The following is a 14071-nucleotide window of genomic DNA, read 5'->3' as shown; positions in this document are numbered from 1 at the left end:
ATTATTTCTTTAACCAGTTACTAGAAAAATCGCAATCTCTATGTGCTCCATTAATCTTAATATAGGTGTCTTGGATTTTTTCATCTTGCCATTTCTCAATAGCATTGAAACGTTTTTCTGTTAATGCAAGTTCTTTAATTTTTAAATAGTCACGTGAGTAATCTGCTTCATGCTCATCCACTCTATCTGTAACACGTAATATTTTAAACTTAACTTTTCCTGTTCTGTCTTGTTCTGTTTGCACTAAACCTACTTCGCCTTCTTTTAATTCTTGAATTAGCGTATATAATTCGGTATCAATTTTAGTTAATTCGAAATTATAATCTTGCGTTGCTGGGTTTATTAAAAATCCACCTTCGCTTCTAGTTTCTTTTTCATCACTATATTTTCTAGCTGCATCCTCAAAAGTAATCTCTCCACTTACTATTTTTTGGCGTACATCTTCTAGTGCTTCTTTAGCTTCCGTAATTGCAGATTCTGAAACTTCAGGGATAAGTAGAATATGACGAACATCAAATTCTTGTCCTCTAATTTTTTCTAATTGAATAATATGGTAACCAAAGTCGGTTTCAAAAGGGTCTGATATTTCACCTTCTTGTAATGAAAAAGCAATATCTCTAAATTCTTTTACCATTAATGGCTTTTCTCTATTTAAAGTGTATAAACCACCTTTTGCTATAGATGCTTTATCATCGGTATACAACACGACTTTAGAACGGAAACTTGCTCCATTTTCTAAAACGTCTGATTTAAATTCTTTAAGTCTGTTGATTACTTTTTGTATTTCTTCTGGCGCTATTTTTGGTTCCATTACTATTTGAGACACTTTAAGCTCTGTTCCAAATGTTGGTCTTTCGTCTACTGGTATTTTATTAAAAAAGATTCTTACTTCTTCTGGAGTAACTTCCACTTCATCAATAATGCTACCTTGCATACGTTTCGCTAGCTCGTTACTTTTATTAATCTCAAACATTTCCTCTCTAAAGCTCTTTTCGTCGTCTTTTTTGTAAAAGTCAAGAAGCTCTTGCATATCACCTCCTGTTTGCGATAAAAATTGTTGTATTTGATAATCTACATTGCTTCTTATTTCAGCATCTGAAACATCAATACTATCTTGTACTGCGTGATGCGCATATAGTTTATTTTCTAAAAGAGAACCAAATAACTGACATCTTGGAATATCATCTGTAGATACACCTTGTGCTTTCATTTGTAAAATGGTTTTATCTATATCCGATTCTAAGATAATATGTTCTCCAACAACCGCAGCTACGCCATCAATTTTTGTTGCTTGATTCGCCATAAATGACTTTACGCTATCGGTTGCAACTTCTTCCTTTATTGGATCTTCTAGGATCTCTTGAGCAGTTAATACATTGGTAATTAATACTGCTATACTTAATATAAATAGGTGTTTCAATTTATTTGTAGATTTCAAATTTCTTGTTTGTAATTGCATCTTTAGTAATATCCTTTTCTAATTCTCTTATTCTTTCTAATTTCCTTTTATTAATAACAATTTGGTCTATTGTTGGCTTTACATACTCTAAAGGAGCTGTACTGTTTTGCAATAGTACGTCATTAATTTGCATCAAATATAAACCTAATGAATCTTTGAGTTGTATAAAATTAGATTTTTTTAACAGTTCATCTTTATTATCTGTATTAATTACAGGTATTTTACGTACTATTTGATTCCATCTTATCCAAATAGAATCATTTAAGGAGTAGGATTTAAATTGAATCGATATAGAATCTAAGTCTCTTTTATCTTTTGTATCAAACCTTCTCAGTTTTTTAGCTATTTCAATGGCATCTGCTTCTTTCATTTTTTCATCCAAATTAATATAGCGAAACATAATTAGCTCTTCGTTTAATTTAAAAGCTTCTTTATTATCTTCATAATAAGCGGCAGCTTCTTCTTTGGAAACTACGGTATCTAAATCTCTATTTACTAATGCTTCTAAATAGGCTTTAGAGTATAAATCATTTTTATATTGTTCTACTAACCTATTATATTGATTCAGTTTTGTTTCGTTTAAATTCAATTTTGCTCCTTGTACTAATAATTGCTGCGTTGCCCAACCTTTAATATAATTATTTACTAAAACAATACTGTCTTCTTTAGATGCATCAGAAGAAATCAAATCTTGTATATCTTCTTTATACAAATAAGCATCTTTTACTCTGGCTACCGGAATTCTATTATCTGTTTCCTTGAAAAATTCACAAGAAAACAATAGAAATATAGCGGTAAAAAGAAATATGTAGGATTTAAATTTCAATTATTTATTTAATTTAGATTTCACTATTGTTAACACTTCTTGATTTATAGAAACGGGATACTTGTTTTTTAATTCTAGTAACCAGTTTTTTTCTTTTGCATCTTGAAAGTCGCTAGATACTTTACCTTTGGCTTCCTCCAATGTTTTGAATGCTTTTGGAAGCACTTCATTAACTTCTACTACAACAAAAGAACCATTATGATTACATACTTTGGATACGCCTTTTTTAAACGAAAAGCCTTCTGGCAATGCTTGATGCTCTGCATCCATTAATCCAGAAGTAAATATTACATGAACTTGGTCTTTAGTATTGACGGTGCTTTTTATTTCTTCAATGGTTTTTCCTTTTTTAAGTAATTTAGATACTTTATGGATATCTTTCTTTTTTGCGGAAGAAGCAACAACTGCATTTACACGCTCATTAAAAAAGTAATTCTCTTTGTTTGCAGCATAAAACGCTTGCACTGCTACTGAATCATTAGCCGCAGCTTTCCATATTTCATTGTCCATTAAATCAAACAACAACAAGCCATCGCGATATTCCCCAAGAATGTTTGCGAAATCTTCATTTTCAAATTCTAGATTTTCTTCTTGGTAAGCAAGAATACTTTCATCTAAAAAGGTAGCATACGCATTTGCTACGATATCTTTAAAAGGCAATTGTTTTACACTTTTACTTCGTTGGCTTTTAATTAAAAAGTTCGCAAAATCAGAATAGGTAAATTGCTTGTTTTCTATTTTTACAAAAGCTTTCTCTGTTTCAAAGCCTAATGGTGCTTTCCATTTACCATTATAAAATTCGGTATTTAAAATCGAAGTAAAATATGCTAAATCGGAATCCACATTAGATATTGCATAACGCTGTTTTAGCTTATTTATTCTAGAGGTACTTATTAATTTAGATCTACTATCTCGCTTTACTTTTGCCTCTAACGTAGCCTTCATATCTTCAAAAGGGGCCGTTTCTATTTTTTTAATAAGTTTCATAACGTGCCAACCAAAATCAGATTTAAATGGCGTGGTATATGTTCCTTCTTTTTCTATAGCGAAAGCTTGATCTTCAAATTCTTGAGAACGCAGCTCTCCACTAGAAAAAGGAGATAATTTCCCTCCTTTAGTGGAAGTACTTTTATCTTCAGAAAATTGTTTTGCTAAAGAGGCAAAGTCTTCTCCTTGCTGCAGTTTTTTATAGATATCTTGAATTCTACTTTCTGCATCTTCCTTTTCTAAGTTAATCATAATATGAGCAATCTCTCTTTGCCCTCTAGACTTTCGTTTATCTAAAACATGTATTATGTGATAGCCAAATTGTGTTCTAAATGGTAATGAAACCGCTCCTATTTCCGTGTTAAACGCTACATTTTCAAAAGCATAAACCATTTTAAACCCAGAAAAATAACCTAAATCCTCTGCATAAACCGTTTTACCATCATGTACTTCTTTTTGCACCGCCTTATATCCTTCTTGCAATACGCGATCTCTTAACTTCAATAAATCATTATAGGCAACTAAAGTATCTTTAGGACTCGCGTTCTCATCTACTCTAATTAATATATGGCTCGCATTTACCTCGTTAGAAATACGCTCATAAGCCTCTTTAACTAATGCATCTGTAACTTTATTATCTGTCAAATAGTTTTTAGCCAGTTGGCTTTTATAATTACTTAACTCCCTTTTATATTTAGGCATGGTGTCAAAACCCAAGGTCTTTGCCTCTTTTAGTTTCAGTTTATAGTTTACAAAAAGTTTTAAATATGCATCTACATCTTTTTGAGACTCATCTTTTACTAAGTCTAAATTTTTGTTGAAAACACGAATAAATTCTGAAGCATAAACGGGTTCTTGATCTACGGTAAAAAGAACATCTTTACTTTGATCTTGTGCCTGAAAACTTATAGTAAATGCTAAAAGGAAAAGGGTTAAAAAAAATTTCATAATCTAGATAAATATATAATATATAGGTTCTTGCAAAAATAGAAATATAAACCTATTTAGCAAGCTGTATTAACAAAGCATTAGCAAGTTTACATTTATTACATTTTTTTAGGAATCACATAAAAAAGTTATAAACACGAAAACGTTATAGTAGTAAATAGCGGTTATAATATTAAACTAAAAACTGTAGCTTTATATCAAATAACAAACAAATTATGAAAACAAAACTACTTTTTATTTTAACATTACTCGTGTCGTCTTTTACTGTAAATGCGCAAGAAATTGGTTTCTTGGGTGATTTTAATGGTTGGGGAGATGATGTCAACATGACTACTACAGACAACATTAATTATACGCTGAGTACTTACTATTTACCCGATACTAGTTTAAAATTTAGACAAGACGATGATTGGGCAAATTCTTGGGGTGGAGACACATTTCCCAATGGAACATGGTCTGGCGATAACATTCCTGTAACTGCTGGATTTTACGATATTAGTATTAATATCGCAACTACAGAATACGCTTTTACCGCCGTTACACCAACAAATCAAAATGTTAGTATTATTGGAGAATTTAATTCTTGGGCAGGAGATGTTGCTTTATCTACAACAGATAACATAACGTATACTGCTACTGATGTAGCTCTAACAGCTGGAGGGTTAAAATTTAGAAGAGACGCTAATTGGTCTGTAAATTTTGGAGGAACTGCGCTAACAGGAACCGCAGTACCAGCTTCTGCAGATAACATAGCTATTCCTTCAAATGTGGATTACGATATTTCTTTTAACATTGAAACTTTAGCATATACCATTACAGAATCTTCTTTAAGTACAGATGTGTTTGAAGCAAAAAACTCCTTTAAAATCATAAAAGGACATTTATACACAAGCAAAAGTGAAAAGATATCTATTTCTATCTATACCATTAACGGACAATTAGTTCGATCTATAAAAAACTACCAAGCAGAAGGAAGTAGTACTATAGATTTAGATTTAAACAGAAGCACTTTATATTTTGTTACCATTAAAACAAATGATGGTTTACAAACTATTAAAACCATGTTCTAAACATTATAATTAAAGCATTTTTAATTTTTAAGCCATCTTTATTAGGTGGCTTTTATTTTTTACATACTTCAAAAAAACTATCTTTATAGTATATTAATCATTTCATCTTTATGAAATATACCACTGAGATTGTTATTAAAGTTCCTTTAGAAGCACTTATAAAAAAATTATTTAATGCGGACAATATGAAACATTGGCAAAAAGACCTAACAAGTTTCGAGCATGTTTCTGGAACGCCAGGAGCTATTGGTAACAAAATGAAATTAAATTATACCATAGGTAAACGTAAAATCGCACTTATTGAAACCATAACGCATACCAATTTACCGCATGAAATATGCTTGAGTTATGAAACCAAAGGAATGCATAACATACAAAAGAATACGTTCTATAAAGCCACAGAAGATCATACCAAATGGATATGTGAAAACGAGTTTTTACCAAGCTCCTTTCACTATAGAATGATGCTATTTTTTATGCCTGGCGCCTTTAAAAAACAATCTAAAAAATATTTAGTAGACTTTAAAAAATTTGCCGAAAACCAAATATCTATCCAAAATGCGTAAACTAAAACTTATCTGGGATTTTAGAGGTCCTGCTGCAGAAAAAACAGCACAACACCATGTAATCCATTTAAAAGAATACATCCAAAAACAAACCACAAATGTAGATGCAACTGGTCATGAAATTATTAACGACATGCACACTATTGCTTTTATGGTTATAAATGAAGAAGACAAAACAGTCTTTAGGGACACCTTAAAACCACACCGTGGCGAATGGGTCGATTAATTAAATAAGCGGACAAAAATTAAAGGGAGCATGTTCTATAGGAATGCATCCCTATCTATTTATTGAACAGAAAGTAATATTATTATTTAAGGTATTACAGCAACAATAGATGAAATCTATACAACACCCACAAAACGCTATTTACCAATAGCCTAACATACCCGTTCTAAATAATCAATCTAATCTTTTAAAAGGTCTAATGATTAGTCTAGCTGCTTTATCAAAGTTAATATAATTATAGGTCCAATTGAAGAAAACAATGATTCTATTTCTAAATCCCACTAAAGACATTAGGTGAACAAACATCCAAACAAACCAAGCAAAAAAGCCTGCAAATTTATAGTTACTTAAATCTACAACTGCTTTATTTCTACCAATAGTAGCCATAGAACCTTTGTCTTTATAGACAAACTTTTTTAAGGTTTCACCTTTTATTAGTCGTATTAAATTTTTACCAAGAAGTTCCCCTTGTTGTATTGCAGGTTGCGCAACTTGCGGATGCCCATTGGGATAATCTTCTGTTTTCATTAAGGCAATATCTCCTAACGCAAAAATAGACGCATAGCCATTAATCTGATTATATGCATCTACCAAATAGCGATTTGCATGTTCTGATACAACATCGGCTTTCAACCCTAAAACAGGACTTCCTGTTACTCCTGCAGCCCAAATAAGGGTTTCCGATTCAAATTTTAAATCCGAATTTGTTAGTACTGTTTTGCCATCGTAATCCTTTACAAAAGTGTTACAATGCACTTGCACTCCTAGATCTAGCAAAAATTTCGCTGCTTTTTCAGAAGCATGTTCACTCATTGGAGGTAATACTCGCGCGTTACCTTCTAACAAATGAATTTGCATGTCACTAGGATTTAAATCTCTATAATCTTTGGGAAGAATATTATTTTTAAGCTCCGCAATTGCTCCTGCTAATTCTACTCCTGTTGGACCACCACCAACAATTACAAAATTTAGAAAAGCTTTTCTATCACTATTAGATTCTGAAATAGCGGCTTTCTCCAAATTTTGAAGCATTAAACTCCTTATGTCTAAAGCTTGTGGAATTGTTTTCATTGCCATACTATATTTTTCAATAGCAGCATTTCCAAAATAATTTGTTTTGGTACCTGTGGCAAGAACCAAATAATCATAACTTAAATCGCCAATATCTGTTTGAATAGATTTAATTTCTGGAAAAATTTGTTCTACTTCAGCTAACCTAAAAAAAGCATTTTCATGTTTCTTTATAATTTTCCGTAAAGGATACGCAATAGAATCTGGCTCTAATCCCGCACTAGAGACTTGGTATAATAAAGGCTGAAAAGTATGGTAATTATGTTTATCGATTAAAACAACTTGAACTTTTTTGTTTTTTAGAGACTTAGCCAGTTTAACTCCGGCAAAACCACCACCAATAATAACAATTCTAGGAATTTTGGATTCAGGAATATTCATAAATGAAGACTTAAAAATATGTAGAACAAAGATACTAAATTAGCCTCTGAAACACTATTTTTAAAGAATCTTAACATATTATGTAACATTTTAAAATTAATGCTACTTATAGTATAACTAAACCACCAAATTGAATAAAGAGTTAGAACATAGTTTTGTAGAACAGCTTGAAAAGCATCAAAACATTGTACATAAAGTTTGTAGGTTATATACCAACAATCAAGATGCACATAATGATTTGTTTCAAGAGATAACCATACAGCTTTGGCGTGCTTTCCCTAAATTTAGAGGAGACGCTAAATTTAGTACATGGATGTATCGTGTTGGATTAAACACAGCCATCACCCTTTACAGAAAAAGTAAACGCAGAGTCAACACGCAAGATTTTGACGCCGTACAGTTTAGAATCAAAGCCGATGAGTATGATGACACAGAAGAAGAACAACTAAAGCTATTATACAAAGCGGTACACCAATTAAACGACATTGAAAAAGCACTTGTCTTTTTATATTTAGAAGACAAAAACTATAAAGAAATTAGCGAAACAATGGGAATTAGTGAAGTAAATGCAAGAGTGAAAATGAACAGAGTGAAAAACAAATTAAGAACCATTTTAAATCCGTAAACCTATGGATGAATTAGAATTATTAAAAAAAGACTGGAAAAAAGAGGATACAAAACGCTATCCTAAGCTTTCCTACAATGAAATCTACAGTATGATATTGAAGAAATCTTCTTCTATTGTAAAATGGATTTTCATTATAAGCATCCTAGAGTTTGTTTTTTGGATCGCATTTTCTTTGCTTATGAAAGCAAATGGCAAAAATGACAATATTGCCGATATAGAATCTAGCACTGTATTTATAACACTTTCTATTATTTCTTATGCGGTATTGGCGTATTTCTTTTACAAGTTTTATATGAATTATAAAACAATAAACAGTACGGATAATGCAAGTATACTAATGGAAAATATATTAAAAACGAGACGTACAGTAAAGCAATATGTTGGTTTTAATTTAGCTTTTCTAATCGTTAGTTTTATAGTAATGACACCATATGTCATTAATCATGACGAACACGCCATGAGCCTTATAGAAAACGCCACTGCTAATGGTCACGTTTTTAAATTTTATGCTGGCTTAATACTAGGAATTCTATTAGTATTAATAGTTACAATAGCTGTATTATTATTATTCTACTACTTGGTATATGGAATTTTACTGAAGCGTCTAAATAGAAATTATAAAGAATTGAAGAAACTAGAGATTTAAGATTCTTCCACCTTCCATTTACGCTTCTTATTAAGTTCTTCTTGTAAAGCAAGCTCTTCTTGAGGTATTACTTTTAAAAACGAAGGATGTTGCTCTATAGCATATTCTATTTTCTCAACAATACTTGCAATACTTTCGTTTTCATAATCAATTTCCAAAGGTTGTTTGATTTCAAAAGACTGCATGATATTTTTCTTTTTAATACGCAATCCTTTTTTATCAAAGCTACGTCTAAACCCGTCAATTACTATTGGTACAACAATTGGTTTGTATTTCTTAATAATATGTGCTGTTCCTTTTCTAATAGGTTTAAAAGGAGTTGTCGTTCCTTGCGGAAATGTAATAACCCAACCATCATCTAATGCCTTACTAATATTAGAAATATCACTCATTTTAACTTGTCTGTTGATATTTTCACCTTTTGCTCTCCAAGTACGTTCTATACTAATAGAACCAACATACGCCAATATTTTAGGCAACAAACCTGCACTCATGGTTTCTTTTGCAGCCACATAATACAAATTTAACTTAGGATTCCATAGGTACCCTATATTCTTTATAGAATCGTCCCTATTACTTAAACTAGCGTTGAATACATGAAACATAGCAACTACATCTGCAAAATACGTTTGGTGATTAGAAATAAACAATACGTTGGTATCTGGAAGGTTTTTAATAATCTCGGAACCTTCAATTTGCAGCTCATTAAAGCCACGAAAACGTCTATGAGAAATCGCTCCTAAAATACGAATCAACCACTTTTTTATAAAAAGATTATGTCCAAAAGGGTTTTTATCAAATAATCCCATAAGTATATTTTGCTATTTAATTAGATTACAAATGTAGTAAAACTAAGCATTTACAGGGCTAGTTTTAACAAGTCTTTAATTTCGCTTAGCATCATTGCGGTTGCGCCCCAAACCACATGATTATTTAAACTAAAAGCTGGAACCGCAACATCCACATTATAAGAGGTTGAAACCGTTTTAGTTATCACCCTTTGTTCATCCAAAAAATGAGCAAGCGAGACTTCAATTATAGCTTCTACTTCACTTTCTTGTTTAATAAAATGAGGCGTACTGTTACTATAACCAATAAATGGCTGCACATAAAAATTACTTGGCGGAATATATACTTGGGTTAATGCTTTAAGAGTTTCAATACTATGCATTGGCACACCTATTTCTTCTTCGGTTTCACGCAATGCTGTATGTTTTAATGAAGTATCTGCTACTTCTACTTTACCACCAGGAAAACCTACTTGCGCAGAATGTACGCCTTTATAGGTTTTTCTTAGGATTAAAACAAACTTCGTTTCTTGTGCTTCATCCGGATAAAACAGTGCTAAAACTGCAGATTGCTTGGCGTTTTTTATTTTGCCTTGCTGCTTTTGTAAAAGATCTTCCCTAAAAGGAGGAGACATTTTAAATTGCGATGCTTCGGCTGGAAGCTCTAGATTGCTTATTTTTGATGTTGCTTTTAAAAACTGATTAAAATTCATCTATGCGACTTGTATTATTATGTTTTATTTCTTTTCTATTTCTGAATTGTCAAGATAAAAAAACGGAACCAAAGAACACTTCAAAAGTAGTTCAAAATACTTCCGAAGAAAAAGAAGTGCTAGAAAAAGATTCTGTTATCATTCCAGAAAGAGAATTTCCGTTGTTAACAGACGATAATGCAATGGAGTTCTTTTTAGAATATGAAAAGCATAACAAAGAAAACAAAGTAAGAATCACTACACAGTTTGGAGAAATAGACGTTTTACTTTTTGACAAAACGAAATTTCATCGTGCCAATTTCATCTTTTTAACCAAGCAAGGCTATTTTGATGACACACAGTTTTACAGAGTTGTCCCTAATTTTATTATTCAAGGTGGCAGCACAGATGATGCTAAAGTAAAAAACAAACGAAAACAAATTGGTAAATATTTACTACCAACAGACACCAAACGTGGCTACAAACATGATAGAGGTGTTTTAAGTATGCCAAGTGCCGCTATTGAAAATCCGCATAAACTAGCATCACCATATCAATTTTTTATTGTTCAAAGTAAAAGTGGCGCTTACCATTTAGATGGCGATTTCACCATTTTTGGTAAAGTAATTCGCGGTATGGACGTAGTAGACGAAATAGCTAAACAAGAAACGGATAACGCCGAATGGCCTTTATATAATGTATATATAAAAAAGGTAGAAATACTGGAATAATGATCTGTTTTCCAATGCGCAATCTGTATCTTTAAAATCTCAAACAAAAAAAATAAATCAAAAACCAAACCTCCTATGCGATACATAAAAGCAATAAGCGTCTGCGTTCTAATTACGTTTACCAATTGCAAACAAGAAGAAAAACAAGATGCCACAAAAATGAGTGAAAATATATTAACACAAGAATGGATTGGCCCTTATCAAGGTGTCCCTGCTTTCGATAGAATGAAAGTCACAGACATTAAAGAAGCTATAGAGATTGGTATAACCGAAAGCTTAGCAGATATTGATAAAATAGCAAACAATACAGAAGCACCAACTTTCACGAATACTATTGCAGCGTTAGAAGCTTCCGGAAAAACATTAGATAGAGTTTTTAACTACTATGGTATTTTAAGTAGTAATATGTCTTCGCCAGCATTTAGAAGCATTCAAGCAGAATTAGCTCCAGAATTATCGGAATACAGTTCTAAAATAACTCAAAACGAAAAACTTTTCCAACGTATCAAAGCGGTTTATGATGCTTCGCAAGCAGTAGCTTTAGAACCGCAAGAACAACGTGTTGTAGCGCTTACATATAAAAAGTATGAGATGAATGGCGCCAACCTAGATCCTGAAAAAAAAGAACGTTATGCTGCCATTAACAAAGAACTTTCTTCTTTATATAATACGTTTTCGGATAATGTTTTACATGACGAAGAAAATTATGTCACCTATTTAAATGCAGATCAATTAGACGGTTTATCGGATGGCTTTATAAAATCCGCAGCAAAAATAGCTACAGATAAAGGGCAAGATGGTACATACGCCATTACAAATACACGATCTTCTATGGACCCTTTTCTTACCTACGCTACCAATCGCGAATTGCGCAAGCAGGTTTGGGAAAACTATTATTCTAGAGGAGATAATGGAGATGAATATGACAACAACGCTATTATAGCACAAATATTAAAACTACGTAAAGAGCGTGTAGCATTAATGGGATATGCTAATTATGCAGCATGGCGTTTACAAGATAGAATGGCAAAAACGCCAGAAAATGCAATGGATTTAATGATGGCTGTTTGGCCTGCTGCAATTGGTAGAGTTGCAGAAGAAGTTGCAGATATGCAAACCGTTGCCAATAACAATGGCGATAATATTACTATCGAACCTTGGGATTATCGTTTTTATGCAGAGAAAGTACGTAAAAAGAAATACGATTTAGATAGTGATGAAGTAAAGCAATATTTACAATTAAATAAATTAACGGAAGCTTTATTCTTTACTGCCGAAAAGTTATTTAACTATAAATTCACTCCTGTAAAAGAAGGTACCGTTCCTGTATTTCAAGAAGATGTTCATGTTTGGGAAGTAACCGATAAAGACTCTGGGAAACATATTGGCTTATGGTATTTAGATCCTTTTGCGCGCGAAGGAAAACGCTCTGGTGCTTGGGCTACAACCTACAGAAGCTATACTAATTTTGAAGGCGAAACCAATGTACTTGCATCCAACAATTCTAACTTTGTAAAACCTGCACCAGGAGAAGCTGTGCTTGTTTCTTGGGATGACGCTACTACTTTCTTTCATGAATTCGGACATGCATTACACTTCTTTTCTTCTAACGTGAAGTATCCAACTTTAAACGGAGGCGTGAGAGATTACACCGAGTTTCAATCGCAATTATTAGAACGTTGGCTATCTACAGATCAAGTGATTAATAAATTTTTAGTCCACTATAAAACGGGAGAACCTATTCCTGCAGCACTAGTTACTAAAATTAAAAAAGCGGCTACTTTTAATCAAGGATTTGGTACCACAGAATATTTGGCTTCTGCTTTAATAGACATGAAATTACATCTTGCAGATCCAACAGATATAGATATTGATGCTTTTGAAAGAGAAACTTTAGCGGAATTAAAAATGCCAAAAGAATTACCAATGCGTCATAGAACGCCACACTTTGGACATGTTTTTTCTGGCGAAGGATATGCAACCGCGTATTATGGTTATATGTGGGCAGATGTTTTAACTAGCGATGCTTCGGAAGCTTTTGCGGAAGCTCCAGATGGTTTTTACGATAAAGAAATTGCCGACAAACTAGTGAAGTATTTATTTGCGCCTAGAAATGCAATGGATCCTGCGGAAGCATATCGATTGTTTAGAGGTCGTGATGCGAAAATGGAAGCCTTAATGAAAGACAGAGGTTTTCCGATTACGGAATAATAAAAACACATACTAAAAGTAAGATTCGGAGTCTGTTGTATTACAACGCTCCGAATTTTTCATTTTAAAAAAATATGCTTCCTATAACTATACAGAGAAATTAGTACCGATTTTATTTCTAAATACCTTCCGTCTGTTTTTTATATAAATTAGGTAGACTAATTTTAAATTTAACGGCAATTAGCCTCACTATAATTACTACAACTCCGGCAATAACAAAAACAAAATTATTCTCTATTGGCAATTTTCGTATTAAAAAATAGGTAAGACCTCCAAGAATGCAAGCCGTGGCATAAATCTCTTTTCTAAAAATAACAGGAATTTCATTACATAAAATATCACGAATAACACCACCAAAACAAGCCGAAATAGTACCAAGTGCAATACAAATAATAGGATGCAATCCTGCTGAAAGTCCTTTTTCTATTCCAACAACGGTATATAAACCAATACCAATAGTATCAAATAAGAATAACGATGTTCTTAAGTAATTAATCTTACTTCTAAAAAGTATGGTTAAAACAGTAGTGAGTAATATCACATAGGTAAAGGTCATATCGGTCATCCAAGCAACTGGCGTTTGACCTATAAGAATATCCCGCAAAGTTCCTCCTCCTACTGCAGTTACAAATGCAATAATAAGAATCCCAAAAGGGTCCATCCTTTTATTCATAGCGATTAGAACTCCAGAAATTGCAAAAGCAATGGTTCCTAAAATGTCGATGATATAAAACATAAAGCTACTTCGAAATTTTGATTTTTAAAGGCTACAAATTTAGGGCATTTAAGTTTTAAAATACAATTCATCGGGATGAATCTACATCTCAGTAACCCTTTTTTA

14 protein-coding genes are annotated in these 14071 nt (G+C 32.4%); 7 read left to right on the top strand and 7 right to left on the bottom strand.

All coding sequences use genetic code 11. From position 1 onward, the window contains the following. Position 1: 1 nt before the first annotated feature. Genes ACVCXO_RS10205 through ACVCXO_RS10195 form a run of 3 tightly spaced genes read right to left on the bottom strand, consistent with a single transcriptional unit; the run spans position 2 to position 4220 of the window. Positions 2-1459, bottom strand: coding sequence for a peptidylprolyl isomerase (locus tag ACVCXO_RS10205; protein WP_452229495.1), 1458 nt, complete (start codon positions 1457-1459; stop codon positions 2-4). Beyond that, a complete protein-coding gene (locus tag ACVCXO_RS10200; protein WP_452229494.1) occupies positions 1422-2285 on the bottom strand; it encodes a peptidyl-prolyl cis-trans isomerase in 864 nt (287 codons plus the stop codon). The genes ACVCXO_RS10205 and ACVCXO_RS10200 overlap by 38 nt, the downstream gene beginning before the upstream one ends. Beyond that, on the bottom strand, positions 2286-4220 hold the full coding sequence (locus ACVCXO_RS10195; RefSeq protein WP_452229493.1) for a peptidylprolyl isomerase: 1935 nt from the start codon (positions 4218-4220) through the stop codon (positions 2286-2288). Positions 4221-4435: 215 nt separating this feature from the next. Here ACVCXO_RS10195 and ACVCXO_RS10190 point away from each other — a divergent pair, with 215 nt between their 5' ends. The 3 genes from ACVCXO_RS10190 to ACVCXO_RS10180 all read left to right on the top strand — a co-directional run bounded on the left by ACVCXO_RS10190 (position 4436) and on the right by ACVCXO_RS10180 (position 6082). Next, positions 4436-5290, top strand: coding sequence for a T9SS type A sorting domain-containing protein (locus ACVCXO_RS10190; RefSeq protein WP_452229492.1), 855 nt, complete (start codon positions 4436-4438; stop codon positions 5288-5290). A gap of 110 nt (positions 5291-5400) precedes the next feature. Then, positions 5401-5856 carry an SRPBCC family protein gene (locus ACVCXO_RS10185; protein WP_452229491.1) on the top strand — a complete coding sequence of 152 codons (456 nt, stop codon included), beginning with the start codon at positions 5401-5403 and terminating at the stop codon, positions 5854-5856. Continuing rightward, on the top strand, positions 5849-6082 hold the full coding sequence (locus tag ACVCXO_RS10180) for a hypothetical protein (protein ID WP_452229490.1): 234 nt from the start codon (positions 5849-5851) through the stop codon (positions 6080-6082). Before ACVCXO_RS10185 ends, ACVCXO_RS10180 begins: the two co-directional genes overlap by 8 nt. Before the next feature lie 174 nt (positions 6083-6256). Here ACVCXO_RS10180 and ACVCXO_RS10175 read toward each other — a convergent pair whose 3' ends face one another. Then, positions 6257-7534, bottom strand: coding sequence for an NAD(P)/FAD-dependent oxidoreductase (locus tag ACVCXO_RS10175; protein ID WP_452229489.1), 1278 nt, complete (start codon positions 7532-7534; stop codon positions 6257-6259). 130 nt (positions 7535-7664) lie between these two features. Between ACVCXO_RS10175 and ACVCXO_RS10170 the strand changes: the two genes are divergently transcribed. After that, on the top strand, positions 7665-8159 hold the full coding sequence (locus tag ACVCXO_RS10170; protein ID WP_452229488.1) for an RNA polymerase sigma factor: 495 nt from the start codon (positions 7665-7667) through the stop codon (positions 8157-8159). Between the two features lie 4 nt (positions 8160-8163). Further along, entirely contained in the window at positions 8164-8808 is a 645-nt protein-coding gene (locus tag ACVCXO_RS10165; RefSeq protein WP_452229487.1) for a hypothetical protein, read from the top strand. Here the strand turns inward: ACVCXO_RS10165 and ACVCXO_RS10160 are convergent. Both ACVCXO_RS10160 and ACVCXO_RS10155 read right to left on the bottom strand, forming a co-directional pair. Continuing rightward, positions 8805-9617 (bottom strand): lysophospholipid acyltransferase family protein, encoded by an 813-nt coding sequence (locus ACVCXO_RS10160; RefSeq protein WP_452229486.1) that lies wholly within the window; start codon positions 9615-9617, stop codon positions 8805-8807. The genes ACVCXO_RS10165 and ACVCXO_RS10160 overlap by 4 nt on opposite strands. Before the next feature lie 50 nt (positions 9618-9667). Further along, positions 9668-10309, bottom strand: coding sequence for an NUDIX hydrolase (locus tag ACVCXO_RS10155; protein WP_452229485.1), 642 nt, complete (start codon positions 10307-10309; stop codon positions 9668-9670). A gap of 2 nt (positions 10310-10311) precedes the next feature. Here ACVCXO_RS10155 and ACVCXO_RS10150 point away from each other — a divergent pair, with 2 nt between their 5' ends. Both ACVCXO_RS10150 and ACVCXO_RS10145 read left to right on the top strand, forming a co-directional pair. Then, complete coding sequence (locus ACVCXO_RS10150) at positions 10312-11019, top strand: peptidylprolyl isomerase (protein WP_452229484.1); 708 nt, start codon at positions 10312-10314, stop codon at positions 11017-11019. A gap of 75 nt (positions 11020-11094) precedes the next feature. Beyond that, positions 11095-13230, top strand: coding sequence for a M3 family metallopeptidase (locus ACVCXO_RS10145; protein ID WP_452229483.1), 2136 nt, complete (start codon positions 11095-11097; stop codon positions 13228-13230). A 118-nt stretch (positions 13231-13348) separates the two neighbouring features. Here ACVCXO_RS10145 and ACVCXO_RS10140 read toward each other — a convergent pair whose 3' ends face one another. Continuing rightward, the gene (locus ACVCXO_RS10140; protein ID WP_452229482.1) at positions 13349-13966 is read right to left on the bottom strand and encodes a trimeric intracellular cation channel family protein; all 618 of its coding nucleotides are present in this window, start codon (positions 13964-13966) and stop codon (positions 13349-13351) included. Between the last annotated feature and the right edge of the window lie 105 nt (positions 13967-14071).

This window comes from Lacinutrix sp. MEBiC02404 (genome assembly GCF_053601575.1).
The sequence above is the reverse complement of the archived record's forward strand: the minus strand, read 5'-3'. Positions and strand labels throughout refer to the sequence as shown.

Excerpts from the sequence above, each read along its gene's own strand:
- ACVCXO_RS10205 (WP_452229495.1), bottom strand. The coding sequence starts at position 1,459 with ATGCAATTACAAACAAGAAATTTGAAATCTACAAATAAATTGAAACAC.
- ACVCXO_RS10195 (WP_452229493.1), bottom strand. The coding sequence starts at position 4,220 with ATGAAATTTTTTTTAACCCTTTTCCTTTTAGCATTTACTATAAGTTTT.
- ACVCXO_RS10190 (WP_452229492.1), top strand. The coding sequence starts at position 4,436 with ATGAAAACAAAACTACTTTTTATTTTAACATTACTCGTGTCGTCTTTT.
- ACVCXO_RS10185 (WP_452229491.1), top strand. The coding sequence starts at position 5,401 with ATGAAATATACCACTGAGATTGTTATTAAAGTTCCTTTAGAAGCACTT.
- ACVCXO_RS10180 (WP_452229490.1), top strand. The coding sequence starts at position 5,849 with ATGCGTAAACTAAAACTTATCTGGGATTTTAGAGGTCCTGCTGCAGAA.
- ACVCXO_RS10175 (WP_452229489.1), bottom strand. The coding sequence starts at position 7,534 with ATGAATATTCCTGAATCCAAAATTCCTAGAATTGTTATTATTGGTGGT.
- ACVCXO_RS10165 (WP_452229487.1), top strand. The coding sequence starts at position 8,164 with ATGGATGAATTAGAATTATTAAAAAAAGACTGGAAAAAAGAGGATACA.
- ACVCXO_RS10160 (WP_452229486.1), bottom strand. The coding sequence starts at position 9,617 with ATGGGATTATTTGATAAAAACCCTTTTGGACATAATCTTTTTATAAAA.
- ACVCXO_RS10155 (WP_452229485.1), bottom strand. The coding sequence starts at position 10,309 with ATGAATTTTAATCAGTTTTTAAAAGCAACATCAAAAATAAGCAATCTA.
- ACVCXO_RS10150 (WP_452229484.1), top strand. The coding sequence starts at position 10,312 with ATGCGACTTGTATTATTATGTTTTATTTCTTTTCTATTTCTGAATTGT.
- ACVCXO_RS10145 (WP_452229483.1), top strand. The coding sequence starts at position 11,095 with ATGCGATACATAAAAGCAATAAGCGTCTGCGTTCTAATTACGTTTACC.
- ACVCXO_RS10140 (WP_452229482.1), bottom strand. The coding sequence starts at position 13,966 with ATGTTTTATATCATCGACATTTTAGGAACCATTGCTTTTGCAATTTCT.